Source organism: Microbacterium sp. ZXT2-5 (assembly GCF_055329545.1).
This window is the reverse complement of sequence record NZ_JBUZWD010000002.1, coordinates 792,514-807,987: the sequence shown is the minus strand read 5'-3', so window position 1 is coordinate 807,987 and position 15,474 is coordinate 792,514. Positions and strand designations below refer to the sequence as shown.

Here is a 15,474-nt window from a genome sequence, read left to right as displayed (position 1 = left end):
CGTGTCCTTCGGATGGAGCGCCGGCGGGAGCGCGATTTCGGGTACTCCCCGAACATATGAGCCGCGTATGGGTGTGACTACGCCCGGAGCGTTCAAATACCTGAACGCCGAGGCAACGGCGCGTTCAGATCCATAAACGCCGGATCCTCGGGCGTCAGTCGGCCCAGGCATCCTCGATCGCAACGTCGCGCCCCAGCACGTTCTGCGCCGCACGATGGCCCGACAGCATCGCGGCGGTGACGGTCGCGGGGTCGTCGGTCCAGGTCGCCTCGCCGGCGAGGTGCAGCACGCCGCCGATCGGTGTGGCGAGGTCGTCGTGGTCCGAGGTCGTCGAGCCGACGGTCATGAAGGCGTAGGAGCCGTGCGACCACGGGTCGTCCTGCCAGTCGGTCACGTGCACGGAGGTCGGGTTTGCCACGCGCTCGCCGTAGAGGCGCCGCAGCTGAGCGAGGATCGAGTCGACGATCTCCTCCTCGGTCCAGTCCCGCGTCTCCACCGCCGCGGGACCGGCGGCGAACGCGAGCAGCGTCGGGGTGCCGTGCAGCGCGGTCAGGTCGTACCACGAGTGCCACCAGCGGCCCTCGTCCCCCTGCTGCCGGATCGCGTACACGCCGTCGTCCCAGAACTTCGTCGGGAAGCGCAGGAACACCTTCTCGAACGCGTTCATGCGCAACCGGCCGAGCGCTCCCGCGACCGGCTCGGGGAGGGCGGGCTCGATCTCGAGGTCGCCGGACTGCAGCACGCCGACCGGCACGGTCACGATCGCGCTGTCCGCCGCGAACAGCCCGTGGTCGGTCGTGACGAGAACGCCCTCCGCTGACCACTGCACTCGCGACACCACGTGGATGAGCCGGATGTCGAGGCCCTCGGCCAGCCGCCGCGGCAGCCGGTCGTAGCCGTCGGGGAAGACCACCTCGTCGCCGTCGATGACATCGTCGTCGAGGCCGTGCGCGGCGAGGTCCTCGATCCATGCCCCGTACTGCTCCTCGGTGCGGTGCTCGAGGTATTCGCGGACGCGCTGCGTGCGCTCGGCGTCCCAGCCCTGCGCGTCGAGCGCGGCCTCGGTGACGTCGCGATACGACGCATCGGGAGCGGATGCCGCGACCACATCGATCAGCGCCCGGTCGACGGTGTGGATGTCGGCGATGTACGCCCGGGTCGCGGCATCCGTCAATCGCACGCCGTCGGGCCCGTAGTAGGCGATCGGGCGACTGTCTGGCTGATACCCGCCGACGGTGAACTCGACCATGGGCATGCCGAAGGCCTCCGCCGCCGCGGCGACGGGGGAGCCGGTGATCCCGTGGATCCACGACGCGCCCATGTCGGTCGTGAGCCCGTACCGGCGATCGGTCGAGATGCGCCCGCCCACCCGGTCGCGGGCCTCGAGCACGACGACGCGGCGCCCGGCCCTCGCGAGCAGCCGCGCCGCGGTCAGTCCGGCGACGCCTGCGCCGACCACGATCGTGTCGAAGTGCTCCATCGTCGATCCCACCCCTTCGCGCACCGACGCGCGCTCCCGACGCTATCGAGCGGGCGACCGGGTCGCGAATCCGCGTTCACGCCGAGCCGACGGCGCCCTCGGCGTGCGTGAGGAGCAGGCGGCACCGGTGCGCCGTGACGAAGGGCTCGAGACGCTCCATCGCGAGCGGTCCGTCGGTGTGCAGCAGCACGTCCTGCACCAGCCGGGCGTGCACGCCGCAGACGAGCGCGCGGTCCTCGTCGATCATGTCGTGGTAGCGGCAGGGCGCGAGGTCGAACGACAGGGTCCGCTCGTCGACGGCCGGGTCGAGACCGGCGTCGTCGAGGTGCTCGTACAGCACGTCGAGCTGGCGGGCGGCGTCGGCGTCGAGCACCGGAGGCTCGGCGCCGGTCACGGCGCGCAGCATCCGTCCCCGCTTCTCGGCCCCCACGACGCGTGCGCTCGCCGCGGCGCTCGGGGCCGATTCGCGTACCGGATGGAACACGACGGGCGGGCGACCGCGCACGCCGACCTGCAGGGCCTCGCTGCGGATCAGGCCCTCGTCCTCGAGCACCCGCAGGTGGTCGCGGACGGTGTTGAGCGGGATGCCGCACTCCGACGCCAGCTCGCCGGCGCGGCGTCCGGGCACCCGCTGGACGGCGCGCAGCAGCTGGAGGCGGCGCGGCTGGGTCAGTCCGCGGAAGTCGTGTGCGCGGCGTGGCATCCCTCGACCGTAGCCGGGCCGCCGCGGGAGCGCTGGGGAGAGCGCCGGATAAAACCGGTGGAACGCCCAGCGCTCCCGCGGCGGTCAGGCGAGGCTCGAAGGCGTTGCGACCGGAGCGAGAAAGGGAACGCATGAAGCTCTCACCGGAGTCAGAAGCCGTCGTCCGAGCCACCGCGGGTGTCGTCGCCGCGCACGCCGAGGAGATCACCAAGGTCTTCTACCCGGCGATGTTCGCCGCCCACCCCGAGCTGCTGCGGGTGTTCAACCGCGCCAATCAGGCGGTGGGGGAGCAGCCGAAGGCGCTCGCCGCGTCCGTCGTGGCGTTCGCCGTGCACCTCATCGACCCCGATGCCCCCGACTTCACGCCGGTGATGCGCCGGATCGCCCACAAGCACGTGTCGCTCGGCATCCAGGCCCGCCAGTACACGATCGTCGGACACCACCTGCTCGATGCGGTCGGAACCGTGCTCGGCGACGCCGTCACCCCGGAGGTGCGAGCCGCGTGGGACGAGGTGTACTGGCTCTTCGGGTGCTCGCTCATCGCCGAGGAGGCCAAGCTGTACGCCCTCGGCGGCACCGACCCGGAGCAGCCGTGGCGGCCGCACCGGGTGGTCGAGCGGTTCGAGGAGTCCGACGAGGTGTTCTCGCTCCTGCTCGCGCCGGTCGACGGCGAGGTGCCGTCGCATCGCACCGGGCAGTATGTCGCGATCGCCGTCGACCTCCCCGACGGGTCGCGCCAGCCCCGCCAGTACACGATCTCTTCCGGCCCTCGCGGCGACTCGCTGCGCGTGACGATCAAGCGCGTCCGCGGGGTGGACGGCGCGCCCGACGGTCAGGTGTCGACGTGGCTGCACGAGAACGCGCAGCCGGGCACCGTGCTGGACGTCTCGCAGCCGGCGGGAGATGTGGTGCTCGACGAGTCCGAGCGGCCGCTCGTGCTCGTCTCGGCGGGCATCGGCATCACTCCGATCGCCGCGATCCTCGAGGACCTGTCGCGGCGCCAGCCCCACCGTACCGTGCGGCTCTTCCACGCCGACCGCGCCCACGACACCCACGCGCTCTACTCGTCGCTGCGGCGCCAGGTCGTGGCGATGGAGGACGCGAAGGCGCAGAACTGGTACGAGACCGATGCCGAGCGCGCACCCACGCTCCACCCGGCGCGTCCGGGGTACATGGACCTCAGCGACGTCGAGCTGCCGGAGGGCGCGACGGTCTTCATGTGCGGACCGCTGCCCTTCATGCGCGCTGCGCGCGCCACCCTCGTCGGGCGCGGGATCCCCGGCGAGCGGATCCACTACGAGGTGTTCGGCCCCGACCTGTGGGCGCAGAATCCGGAGGCCGCGGCCGCCTGAACCGTGCGGCGCCCCGGTGTCGGGGTCGTGCGCCGCGCACGGAATCGGAGGTTCTGGCTGACACGCCGGGGAACGGATGCCGCGCCCCGGCGTGTCGCGCACGACCTCCGATCCTGTGCACTGGCGCGGGTGCGGGCACGTGCCAATATGCTGTGGTCACGGGGCGACGAGGCTCCGAGATCGCAGGGTTCTGGGGAAGGGGCGCCGGCGTGACGCTCATCGGGCGCGAGCGGGACCTCGCGCTGGTCAGAGGTCATCTCGCCGACCCGGGGGCGCGGATCGTCACGATCCACGGACCGGCCGGGTCGGGCACGAGTGCGGTCCTGGGCGCCGCGGCGACCTCGGCCGCCGCGTGGTCGGTCGACCTCGCCGACGCCGAACGCGAGGCGCCGATCTGGGTGACGGTGGCGCGGCGGCTGGGCATCGGCCTGGACGGCGGCGAGGACGCCGAGGCGCGGATCACCGAGGTCGTCGCCCGGAGGCCGATCGCCCTCGCCATCGATCACGCCGACGCCGAGTCGCTCCGTGCGGGGCTGCCGAGGCTCCTCGACCGGTGCCCGACGCTTGCCGTGGTCGTCGCTTCCCGCGCTCCGCTCGGGCTGCCCGAAGAGCGCCACGTGAGACTCCAGCCGCTCCCCGTCCCGCTGCCGGGCGCCGATCTCGAGACGGTCGCCGAGTCGCCGAGCGTGCGACTGTTCGTCCAGCGCGCGCAGGAGGTCGACGCGCACTTCCACCTCGATCCCGGCACCGCAGACGATGTCGCCCGCGTCTGCCGCCTGGTCGGCGGTCTGCCGCTGGCGATCGAGCTCGCGGCGGCTCGCGTGCGACTGCTTCCGCCCGCCGAGCTCGCGGCACGCCTCGCCGCGGACGGGAGCGATCCCGACCTGCTCACGTCGGGTCTGGGGGACGGAACGGGGCGACGGCTCAGCCTCCGCGACGCGCTGGACTCCACGACCGCCGCGATGACGGGCGGTCAGCGCGCGCTGCTGGTGTGCGCCGCCGGGTTCGAGGGCACGTTCCCTGTCGACGCCCTCGTGTCGCTCGACGGCCGCCCGCTCGGTGAGGTGCTCGACGATCTCGGTGCGCTCGTGGACAGCCGTCTGGTCGAGCCGATCGCCGTCGGAGAGCAGGAGCCGGCGTTCGACCTGCTCCCCATCGTGCGCACGTACGTGCGTGGGGCGGAATGGGCCGACAGCGGACGGGCGGGCGACCTGCGTCGCGCCTATGTCTGCAGGACCGCGGATGCCGCAGCCCGTGCGGCCGCGGACTGCCGGCCGTCGATCGACATCGAGCGGATCCGCGTGCTTCGGCGGGACGTCGTCTCGGTGCTCGACGACCTGGCCGCCGACCCCGTGACGGCGGCGCGCCTCGCCGTGGACGCCGCCGGCGTGCTCGAGGGACTCCCGGAGCGGGCCGCTGTGGAGGCCGTGCTCGGGCAGGTCATCGCGACCGGCGCCGTCGACGGGCTCGAGCCGGCGCTCGCCGCGCGGGTGTGGCTGTGGTCGGCGGCGCTGATGGCCGAGACGCCGGACGCACAGGGGAGCGCGGCCGAGATCGGCGCGCGGTGGCAGCGCTCACGCGACCTCGCGGACGAGCTGGGCGATTCCCTGCTCGTCCTCCTCTGCCACTCCGTCGCGGTGGCCATCCACCCGGCCACCGGCGACGTCGCCCGCTTCGTCTCGTCGATCCAGCAGGGCCGCGCCCTCGCGGCGTCGATCGGCCACGCCGCATGGCTCGCGCGCTTCGAGGTGTGGTCGGCCGTGCTGATGCAGACGAGCGGGCGCCTCGACGACGCGATCGACCTCGCCCTGACGGCCTTGCGGCGCGCGACCCGCGTCGCCGACGCCAAGGCCGTCGCCGCCGCGACGGTGCTGCTTCGGACCGCACGCCCCGAGCCCGCCGACCATCCGCTCGCCGTGCCGTCGCTGGAGTCCGCCCTCGAGCTCGGACGCACGTCGGGCGATGCCTACATCGAGTCGATGATCCTGGCGGCGCTCGCCGGGCGCGAGCTGGATGCCGGCAGGATCCCGGAGGCTGCTCACTGGTGCCGCCTCCGGCTCGAGGACACCGCACGGCGCGGCTGGACGAGCGCGGCCGGCCTCTCGGTGGTGCACGCGGCGCTCATCGCCGCGCGGTCGGGCGATGCGGCCTTCGCGGCGCGCCTGCTGGGGGCGGTGGCCGCCGACGAGGAGCGCATCGTCCGGCTCCTGCCGCCGCGGCGACGCGAGGCGTACGAGGCGCTGGCCCCGCAGCTGCGTGCGCGTCTCGGCGGCGAGCGCTACGCGGCGCTGGTGGCAGCCGGCAGCGTCGAGTCCGCGGCCGGGGGCGCAGCGCTCGCGCTCGCGTGGCTCCAGCGCGATGTGCCGTCGCCGGCGTCCCCGCAGGCGTCGTCCGGCAGCCTCACGCCGCGCGAGCTCGAGGTGCTCGCGCTCCTCGCGAACGGGCTCACCAATCGCGAGATCGCCGACGAGCTGCTCCTGTCGGTCAAGACGGTCATGCATCACTCGGTCGCGATCTACCGGAAGCTCGATGTGCGCGGCCGTGCCGAGGCGACCGCGTACGCGCACCGCCACGGGCTGGTGACCGCGCGGTAGCCCCCCGAGGCCGTCGTCGTCAGGGCTTCGGGGGCTTCGGGGTCTTCACCTTCGTGTCCTTCTTGAGGGTGAACTCGAAGGAGTCCGCGGTGTAGTTGCCGGCGGCATCCGTCACCATCAGGTCGAACGTGTGCGTGCCCTGCGCCAGCGGGGGAGCCGTCCACGATCCCGAGGCGGCGTCGGCGCAGTCGACGGGCTCGCCGTCGAGGCGGCAGGCGTAGCCGGTGATCGGCGCATCGGGACCGAACGGGGTGGTGCTGAACCGGACGGCGTTCTTCGCCTTGGCCCAGGCGAACGAGTCGATCGTCGGGGGACCGCTGAGGAGGCGGAACGACACGGTGAACGGGGTGTCGTCGGAGTGCTCGTCGCCGGGGATCCGCGCCGTCACCTCGTACCGGCCGGTCTCGAGCCCGTCGGGGTCGAACTCGGGGAACGAGATCGCCGAAAGGCGTCCGTCGGCGTCCAGCAGGCTCGCGACGGTTCCGCAGCGCTCGACCGGACTCGCCGGTATCTCCGTGTACAGCAGGCTGACGCACAGGTCGCCCGTGTAGTCGCCCCACTCCTCGCGCCCGCCCATGACGTACGGCACGAGCTCGGGAACGGCGTCGACCGACATGGCGAGCGGGTCGATCTCGTTCGCGACGGCGGCGCGGAAGCGGTCGCCGGACGCCGGGACGAGGTCGATCGTGAGCGGCATCATGGTGCGGGCGCCGGTGACCTGCTGCACGACGACGGGGATGGTGGTCGTCCCCAGATCGTCGAGTCCGGCGGTCACCCGGAGGTCGAGCACCCATTCGCCGTTCGCGGTGTCGTAGCCCGTCGACAGCGTCACGGCGCCGTCGAGGAACTGCACGATCGACTTCGGCGTGTCGTCGGCGGGATCGACGACCCCGAACGACGTGGGCGTCCCGCCGGTGCCGGGGACGATCCGCGCGAGCTCGTAGTTCGGGTTCGCGGTGACCTGTACGGGGATCTCGACGGACGAGTGGACGGCGTCGAACACGACCAAGCCGGGCTGGTCCGGACCGGGAGCGGTGCGGGGCGCCGTGAGCACCGGACGCGCCGGGTCGTCGATCGCGAAGGACTGCGTGGTGGCGGTGCCGAACCGGTCGGTGATCGTCACCTCGACGCCCTGGGTGAGGTCGGCGTCGCCGGCGAGCGTGTGCGAGAGCGCGGCCTTCAGCTCGGGGAAGAGGTCCGTCCTCACGCTGGAGCAGCTCATCGGGTCGATCGTGTGGCAGGTGAGGTCCACGCGCGAGTGCTCGCCCGGTTCACCGGTGACCGAGCCGGGCCACGTGACATCGATGGTGAAGTCGTTCGATGGCACCGCCGCCCCGAGCTGCGCCGAGACACGGAGGCCGGATGTGCCGTCGTCGTGGAACGTGAGCTCCGCGATCTCGGTCTGCGGCGGGACGATGCGGAAGTCGACCGAGCCCCACGCGTCGGGCACGGCGCCGTCCGCCGGATCGGTGTCGTGCGCGCGGACGGCGGCACGGTAGTCGCCCACCTCCGTCGGCTTGAACCTGGTGTCGTAGCTGGTGACCTCGGGGACGACGTCGATCCACGCGCCGGTGATCGGATCGACCCGCTTGACGGTCCACGTGTAGGTGTACCCGGTCTCGTGAAGACCGTCGAACGTGCCGTCGGCCGCGACGGGGTTCGGGCGCAGGATGACGGTCCGGCCCGGCGTGAGCGGCCCGACCGCGCTCGGCCGGACGCCGCCGACGCTCGGCACGTCCGGTGCGACGAGCGCCACCGAGACCGAGCGGCCCTCGCGGTCGATGTAGTGGATCGTCGATGCCCGCTGGGCCACGAGCATGCCGCCGCCGTCCAGGCGGGACACGCTGAAGCCACCGTCGGGGGCCGCCGCTCCTTCGGCGGGCGGCACACGGCTGGCCGTCGTCTCGCGCCCGGCGTTGTCGGTGTACCGGAACTCCAGGGCCGGCTTCTCACCGTCGCCCTCGTCGACGATCATCCAGTCGCGGCTGAAGCGGACGGTGGTGTCGCTGTCGCCCATCGGCACCGTGATGGAGTCTTCGACGCGCGGGGTGGTGGTGCCGTCCATGACGAGGAAGCGGTAGTCCTGCTCGGTCGTCTCGTTGGGGGTCCACAATGCATCGACGTCGGGGATGAAGGCGCCGTCGATCGTGTTCGACGTCTTGACGAGGATGAGATCGAGGATCCTCGCCACCGCTGGGTCGTCGCGGTACGCCGGCTGGTTCTCGGCTGTCATGCCCTCGCGCAGTTCGAGTCCGGCGTAGTCGTCGCGCAGATCGTCGAGGAAGAAGGGGTCGGTGGCGTCCTTGGCGTTCTTCAGGCGCTCGGCGAGCTTGATGCCGACCTGCTCGTGCTCGGCGAGCTGGATGGACGCCACCACCGTGACGACGATCGCGAGGATGACGATCCCCACGACGGTCGCCGCCGCGCCGGCCGCCGTGGCGGGGACGAGCGCGCCTCCCCATGCGGCGTGCGGGAACACGCCTGCGAACACCGTCCCCAGAGCGGTCCCAGCTCCGGCGGTGCCGGCCGCCAAGGCGGCGCTGCCCGCAGCGGCGGCGGCCGCGGCAGCGGCCCCTCCCGCGATCGCGGCACCCGCCAGTGCGCCATACGCCCGCTGCACGTCGGCGATCTCGTCGGCGTAGCCCGACGTCGAAAGCCGGTCCAGCCCGAGCTCCGCGGCGTTGCGGTACATCCCCCACGCCTGGAAGGCGTCGGCCGACGGCTGCGGCGGGGCGAACACGAAGGCGCTCTCGAGCACCGTGTGCCTGCGCGCACACCAGTCGACGACCTCCTTGGGCAGCGGCACGGGATTCGTGATGAACGCGGGCGCCGCCGGCGGCGTGTACCCGCACTCCAAGGCCTTGAACGCCGCGTGCTCCTCGACGGCGTACTGGGCGATCTTGCGGTCGGTGCCGAGCAGCTGGCGGTTGACGTAGTCGAGGGTCGTCTGCTCGTTGGCCGTGAGCTCGACGCCGTAGAGCGAGCGATCGAGGATGTCGAGGATCCGCATCATGACGTAGGCGCGGAGCTGGTCGCCGGCCAGGCGCTGCACGCGGCCGTCGGCCGGGATGTCGTACATGGCGGTGATGACGTCGACGCCCTCACCGATGATCCATCCGAGCGCCTCCGCCGCGCCGCCCTCGTCGCCGAGGGTGTAGCCCGATACCGAGCCGCCGACGTTCAGGTCGCCCGCGAACGGGTCGCCGGTGCCCTGCGTGCCGATGCAGATGGAGCCCGAGCCGCTGTCGATGCACTGCGACCGCACGGTCGACTGGTCGCCGATGGTCGTGAGCGAGCCGTTCGAGCTGATGACGAGCTCCAGCGACCCTTCCGCGACGATCGGGACGGTGAACGACGTGATCGGGTCGTCTGGCTCTGTCGTGTCAGCCGCGGCCGGCGAGGCGGCGAGAGGGGCGAAGAGCGCGGCGACGGTGATCGCGACGATCAGGCGGGTGGTTCGCAGCTTCATCGCAGCTCTCCTCTGCACGCAGAATGCTCGTACTGTGTGCACCCAACCGCGAAGCACTTGGTGCCGCATCGGGCAAATGCCCTATCTTGCGTGCCGCGGGGGCGGAGCGCGGGCGCGCACAGCGTCGGAGGTTCTCGCCGACACGCGGGGAACGGATGCCGCCACGCGGCGTGTCGGCGAAGACCTCCGATCCTGTCCACGGGCACGGGTGCGCACAACCTCGGAGGATCTGGCCGACGCGCCGGGGAACGGATGCCGCGACCCGGCGTGTTCGCGAAAACCTCCGATCCTGTGCACGGGCGCGGGTACGGGCAACAGCCGGCGCTCGGCTAGCGTGCTCGTCCGGTGCTGACAACCCCCTCGCCCCGCGCCTGCGATCCGCTCAGGCTGGAATCGATGCAGAGGAGGTCTGCCATGGACAGGAACGCAGACGACATGGGTGCCGTCGACCCCGGCATGCGTGACGCCGAACGCAGCATCGACGCCGTGGGCGAGGGCGAGTACGACACGTCGCGCAGTGAGGTGACGACCGCCACGACCGATCACGACGAGATCCGCCGGTGGGCGGAGGACCGTCATGCGACGCCGGCGACGGTAGGTGACACCGGCGACGCCATCGGCGACCTGCGGTTCGACTTCGATTTCGGGCCGGAGCTCGTAGAGCTGCGGCCGGTGAGCTGGGAGGAGTGGCTCAGGGCGTTCGACGAGCGCGGGCTCGAGTTCGTGCACCACGCGGACACCCGGCCTGACGGATCGGTGTCGTACGACTTCTTCCTGGAGCCGCGCCGCACCGGTGTCTGAAACGGCCTGGCGCAGCCGGCTGACCTCGCCGGCTGCGCCAGACTGAGGTGACAGCTCACCCGAGCCGCGCCGGTCAGGGCGCGGCATCCGTCCCCGCATCTCGACGCGCCCGGGCGACCACGATGCCGCGCTGCGACGTCTCGAACCGGTCGAGCATCGCCTGCAGCTCGGCGGCGTCGACGTCGGCGCCGAACGCCTCCGCCCCGGGCTCGAGCTTGATGCCCTCGCGCAGCGGACCGGCGAGCACCGGGTCGAATCCGAGGGCGTCGACGATCCGCATCACCGCGCCCACGGCGGCGGCGTCGTCACCCGCCACGGCGATCGCCTTGCGCCCGGGAGCGCCTGCGGGCCTGGCCTCTTCGTCGAGGTCGCGGTAGCCCATGTGGTTGAAGGCCTTCACGACGCGCGACTGCGGGAGGAACCGCTGCACCGTCTCGCTCGTCGTCGTGCGCAGGTCCGCGAGGTCCGAGCGCAGCCCGTCGACCTCCCACCAGTAGTTCATGGCGTCGATCACGAGCCTGCCGCGCAGCTCCTCGACGGGAAGCTCCCGGTAGCGGGGGAGCGGCAGCGCGAGCACGACGGCGTCGGCGTCGCGGGCGACGACGGATGCCTCGGCAGCGGTCGCCCCCGGAGCAACGGCCTCGATCGGCACGGCGATGCGGCCGGGGTCTCCCGAGCCGGCGACGAGGACGCGGTATCCGGCCTCGCGGGCGAGCCGCGCGAGCACCCGGCCGACCCGCCCCGCGCCGATGATGCCGAGCGTCCGGATCTGCTCGAGGTCCGCCGACGTGCCGCTCTGGTCGCTGCGTTCCGCCATCCGCTCAGGCTAACCGCCGGACGGATGCCGCACCCCGCCGACGCGGCAGGCGCACGGGCACGGGGCGCGTGACTCAGACGAAGGGGCGCGAGACGTCGATGATGCGCCGCACGCACAGCTCGACGGCGGCGCCGGTGGCGATGCCGGTGCGGTGCGACGGGTGGGGCGTGCCGAGCGCCCGCTGGTAGGCGGTGAGCGCTTCGTTCGCCTCGCGGAAACGGCGGGGGGCGGCCTCGTCGCCCAGGGGCGTGGCGGTGAGCGCGGCGGCGGAGCGGATGGCCTGGGCGAGCTCGGCGCGCACCTCGTCGGTGACGGCGGCGTCGTCGGAGGCCTGCAGCTCCAGCAGCAGGTCGATGAGGTCGCGGGTGAGGAACGCCGTCCGGTCGAGCGCCGTCATGCGCAGCGCGTTCTGCTCCCGTTCGTCGCCGTGGCCCCGGCGGCGCGGGTTTGCGCGGGCGCTCTCGTCGGCCTCGTCGACCTCCACCGTGACGGCCGCGCGCGCCTCGTCGAGCGACTCGAGCGCGGACGTGAAGCGGTCGGGCTCGATGCGGTCCTCGGCGACGGCGTCGGCGGCATCCGTGAGCAGGCCGGTGACCGTGTCGCGGAACGCGGACAGCCGCTCGCCCGCCTGCCGGAGGTACAGCGGCGGCACCACGATGAGGTTGACGGCGATGCCGACGATGACACCGAACGCCACCGTGCCGAGGTACGAGATGGAGAAGCCCTCGGGGTCGGAGCCGCCGGTCAGCAGCACGAAGAGCGCCGCGAGCGCCGCCCAGTCTCCGCCGGCGCCCAGGAGCCGGAGACCGCCCAGCAGCACGCCGACGCCGATGACGACGCCGAGCACCAGGCCGCCCGGCAGCCCCAGCCGCAGCCCCGCGACTCCGCACATGCCGAGACCGATGCCGACCGCCAGGCCGAGGAGCACCTGCATGCCCACCGCGGCCGACCGGGCGATTGTCGGGTGCATGGTGACGAGCGCCCCCAGTGGTGCGTAGTAGGTGTACTGGTCCTCGGCGAACGGGATCAGCGGGGCGAGGTACCACGCGATCACCGCCGCGAGCGATGTCTTGATCGCCAGCAGCAGGCGCGGTTGCTGAGCAAGTCGCGCGGTGTACGACACGGCCCGCCTCAGCGGTTCGGCGCGTTCGTCCATGACGACGTCCCTCCCATCGGTCGCTGGCCCCAACCTAGTCTCCGCGCCACAAGGTGCAGGAGGTGGGATGCTGGAACCCGCTCATCTCGATCGCGGAGGATCCCCATGCAGCAGCGCGCACTCGCCCGCACCGGACGCTCGGTGTCGGCGATCGGTCTCGGCACCTGGCAGCTCGGCGCCGACTGGGGCGATGTCAGCGAGGAGGACGCGACGGCCGTGCTCGCGGCATCCGCGGATCACGGCGTCACGCTCTTCGACACCGCCGACGTCTACGGCGACGGGCGGAGCGAGTCGATCATCGGGCGCTTCCTCGCCGGGCGGGGCGACCACGGCATCACCGTCGCGACCAAGATGGGCAGGCGCGCGGCGCAGGAGCCCGAGAACTACACGCCCGAGAACTTCCGCGCGTGGACCGACCGGTCGCGCCGCAACCTCGGCGTCGACACGCTCGACCTGGTGCAGCTGCACTGCCCGCCCACCGCGGTGATCGAGCGCGACACGACGTACGACGCCCTCGACGCGCTCGTCGCGGACGGCGCGATCGCGGCGTACGGCGTGTCGGTCGAGACGTGCGCGCAGGCGCTCGCCGCGATCGCCCGCCCGAACGTGACGAACGTGCAGATCATCTTCAACCCGTTCCGGCTGAAGCCGCTCGATGAGGTGCTGCCCGCGGCGCAGGCAGCCGGCGTCGCGATCTTCGCGCGCGTGCCCCTCGCGTCGGGCCTGCTGTCGGGCAAGTACACCGCCCAGACGACGTTCGCCGCCGACGATCACCGCACCTACAACCGGCACGGCGAGGCGTTCGATCGCGGCGAGACGTTCTCGGGCGTCGACTTCGAGACCGGCGTCGCGGCCGCCGACGAGCTGGCCGCCGCTCTTCCGGACGGCGTGTCGCTTCCCGCGGCGACGCTCGCGTGGATCGCCGCCCAGGACGGCGTGACGAGCGTCATCCCCGGCGCGCGCAACGTGGGCCAGGCCGAGGCGAACGCCGCCGCGGGTGCGCTCCTCGACGACGGCTTCGACGTCGACGGGTTCGACCGGGTCGTCCGCGAGGTCTACGACCGGGATCTGCGGGCGTCCATCCACCCGCTCTGGTGAGCACGCGCGACACGCGGATGCCTCGGCCCGGCGTGATCCGCCGGGCCGAGGCATCCGTCATCCGGCCTTACGGCGCGGGGTAGTCCACGACGTACTGCGGCACGCCGATCTTGGTCGTGTCGGCCTGACCGCCGATGCCGTTCACGACGTGCTGGATCGTGCCGGCCGAGAGGTTCACCGTCATGATGTGGTGCAGCTGCACGCCCGGGGTCTCGGGTGCTTCGAATCCGTTCTCGGTGAGGATCGACGGGTTGTTCTGGTTGAACACGTACACGCCGGCGCCGTCGAGGCGGTGGGTCGTGACCTCGTCGGCGACCTTGTAGCCGGGGTAGCCGAGCGTGCCGTCGGGCTGCGTCCAGTCCGCCTGGGTGGGCGGGTCGTAGGGCAGCTCGTTCTGATAGAGGACCACGTGGCCGTCCTCGCCGTTCCACTGCGTGTTGAACTGCTGGAAGTGCTCCACGAAGAGGCCGGTCGCCGTCACGCGGTCGCCCTCGACGATGACGCCGTTCGTGCCGGTGTTGGTGTTCCACCGGTCGGTGTCGCCGTTCACGCCTTCGGTGAAGCCCTCGATGCCGTGATCGCCGCGCCACACCCAGGTGTGATCGATGAGCACGTCGTCCGAGTGGACTTCGAGCGCCGTGGTCACCTTGCCGATGTGCGGTCCCCCGACGCGGAAGTACACGTCGCTGAGGGTGATCGGGTTAGCCGCGTCGAGCACCTTGTCGCTGTCGGGCTCGCCGACGCGCAGCAGCACGGGCGAGAGCTCGGTGCCCGCGTCGATCGTGACGCCGGCGATCACGATGCCGTCGGCATCCTTCACCTGCATCGGGACGGCGCCGCCCACGGCGGTGAGCGTCGCGTGCCCGAGGCCGAGCACGACGGTGCCCGCGCGCTTGACCTCGATCGTGCGGTCGATGTCGTAGACGCCGGGCGTGAGGATCAGGTGCTGTCCGCGGGCGAGCGCGTTGTTGATGTCCTTGACCGAGTCCGCGGGCGTCGCGATGAAGAAGTCCGTGATCGGGATGCTGCGCCCCGCAGTCTCGCCCTCGGCCCAGGTGATCCCGCGCGTGTCCTCGGCGGCAGCCGGTACCCGCACGTTGTAGCGGCCGTCGTCGTCGACATAGAGGTACGGCTTCTCGCGGCTGAGCGGCGTCTCGTCGAGGGTCGTGTACGGCGGGTCCGGGAAGGACGTGTCGTCGGGGGCGCCGACGACGCCCGAGAAGACCTGGTTCCACACGCCGTTCGACCAGCCGGCGACCTCGCTGTTGCGGATCAGCCACTGCTGCTGCGAGCCGTTGATCACGAACGGCAGCCGCGAGTCGGCGATGAAGCCGCCGCTGGCGTACTGGGGGCCGGCAGTGCAGTAATCCATGAGCGAGAGGTTCGCGCCCGAGATGTCGAGCCGTCGCATCGAGACCGCCTGCGACACCGCCCAGAACTCCGCGCTCGCGCGGCAGCCGTCCTGCCCGGTCTTGTCGATGTCGATCGACAGGTTCGAGATGGTGCGCCAGAAGTTCACGAGGGCGAGGCAGTTGCTCGTGCCGCCGTTCTCGAGGCACCGGTTGTACACCTCGACGGCGCCGTGGATGGTGACGTCCTCGGGTGAGGCGCCGAGGCCCGCGATCTCGGTGTAGTAGCCGACCTTCGCCTGCAGCGGCTCGGCGGCCGAGCCGTACTGGCCGGGCAGGAAGAACACCGACCGGCGCTCCGAACCCATCTCGGCGTCGACCTGCTGCGCGTGCAGCGCATCGAGCTCGGTCTGGATCTGCGAGACGGGGGTGTCGGGGCTGTAGATCGTGACGTTCGGCCCGAAGTCGGGGTCGAACGGGTCGACCGTCCGCGGCGGCGCGGCGGTGGCGGGGGCGGCGAACAGCGCGCCGGCGACGAGGGCCGCGCCGGTGGCGACGGCCAGGAGGCGCGCCGTCCGGGCGGGGCGCCCGGAGCGCGCCGGAGCGACACCGAGGCGGGGAACAGGTGCGGGCATGGGGAACCTCTCCGTCGAGG

Annotated in this window: 10 protein-coding genes; 4 read left to right on the top strand and 6 right to left on the bottom strand. The window is 72.2% G+C overall.

Annotated features, from left to right (window positions below):
- Positions 1 to 154: 154 nt before the first annotated feature.
- Positions 155 to 1,480 carry a flavin monoamine oxidase family protein gene (locus ACZBH1_RS17340; RefSeq protein WP_463647040.1) on the bottom strand — a complete coding sequence of 442 codons (1,326 nt, stop codon included), beginning with the start codon at positions 1,478 to 1,480 and terminating at the stop codon, positions 155 to 157.
- Positions 1,481 to 1,556: 76 nt separating this feature from the next.
- Positions 1,557 to 2,183, bottom strand: coding sequence for a helix-turn-helix domain-containing protein (locus ACZBH1_RS17335; protein WP_378880337.1), 627 nt, complete (start codon positions 2,181 to 2,183; stop codon positions 1,557 to 1,559).
- Between the two features lie 131 nt (positions 2,184 to 2,314).
- Here ACZBH1_RS17335 and ACZBH1_RS17330 point away from each other — a divergent pair, with 131 nt between their 5' ends.
- Complete coding sequence (locus ACZBH1_RS17330) at positions 2,315 to 3,535, top strand: globin domain-containing protein (RefSeq protein ID WP_378880340.1); 1,221 nt, start codon at positions 2,315 to 2,317, stop codon at positions 3,533 to 3,535.
- Between the two features lie 209 nt (positions 3,536 to 3,744).
- Positions 3,745 to 6,129, top strand: coding sequence for a LuxR C-terminal-related transcriptional regulator (locus ACZBH1_RS17325; protein WP_463647039.1), 2,385 nt, complete (start codon positions 3,745 to 3,747; stop codon positions 6,127 to 6,129).
- Between the two features lie 19 nt (positions 6,130 to 6,148).
- Here ACZBH1_RS17325 and ACZBH1_RS17320 read toward each other — a convergent pair whose 3' ends face one another.
- On the bottom strand, positions 6,149 to 9,598 hold the full coding sequence (locus ACZBH1_RS17320; RefSeq protein ID WP_463647038.1) for an Ig-like domain-containing protein: 3,450 nt from the start codon (positions 9,596 to 9,598) through the stop codon (positions 6,149 to 6,151).
- 414 nt (positions 9,599 to 10,012) lie between these two features.
- Between ACZBH1_RS17320 and ACZBH1_RS17315 the strand changes: the two genes are divergently transcribed.
- Positions 10,013 to 10,399 (top strand): hypothetical protein, encoded by a 387-nt coding sequence (locus ACZBH1_RS17315; RefSeq protein ID WP_463647037.1) that lies wholly within the window; start codon positions 10,013 to 10,015, stop codon positions 10,397 to 10,399.
- A 73-nt stretch (positions 10,400 to 10,472) separates the two neighbouring features.
- Here ACZBH1_RS17315 and ACZBH1_RS17310 read toward each other — a convergent pair whose 3' ends face one another.
- Both ACZBH1_RS17310 and ACZBH1_RS17305 read right to left on the bottom strand, forming a co-directional pair.
- Positions 10,473 to 11,216 (bottom strand): NADPH-dependent F420 reductase, encoded by a 744-nt coding sequence (locus ACZBH1_RS17310; protein WP_463647036.1) that lies wholly within the window; start codon positions 11,214 to 11,216, stop codon positions 10,473 to 10,475.
- A gap of 73 nt (positions 11,217 to 11,289) precedes the next feature.
- Positions 11,290 to 12,372, bottom strand: coding sequence for an aromatic acid exporter family protein (locus ACZBH1_RS17305; RefSeq protein ID WP_463647035.1), 1,083 nt, complete (start codon positions 12,370 to 12,372; stop codon positions 11,290 to 11,292).
- A 105-nt stretch (positions 12,373 to 12,477) separates the two neighbouring features.
- Here ACZBH1_RS17305 and ACZBH1_RS17300 point away from each other — a divergent pair, with 105 nt between their 5' ends.
- Positions 12,478 to 13,470, top strand: a complete 993-nt coding sequence (locus ACZBH1_RS17300) for an aldo/keto reductase (RefSeq protein ID WP_463647034.1) — start codon at positions 12,478 to 12,480, stop codon at positions 13,468 to 13,470.
- A gap of 67 nt (positions 13,471 to 13,537) precedes the next feature.
- Here ACZBH1_RS17300 and ACZBH1_RS17295 read toward each other — a convergent pair whose 3' ends face one another.
- Positions 13,538 to 15,454: a pectate lyase-like domain-containing protein gene (locus ACZBH1_RS17295; protein ID WP_463647033.1), complete on the bottom strand. Its 1,917-nt coding sequence runs from the start codon at positions 15,452 to 15,454 to the stop codon at positions 13,538 to 13,540.
- Positions 15,455 to 15,474: the final 20 nt, after the last annotated feature.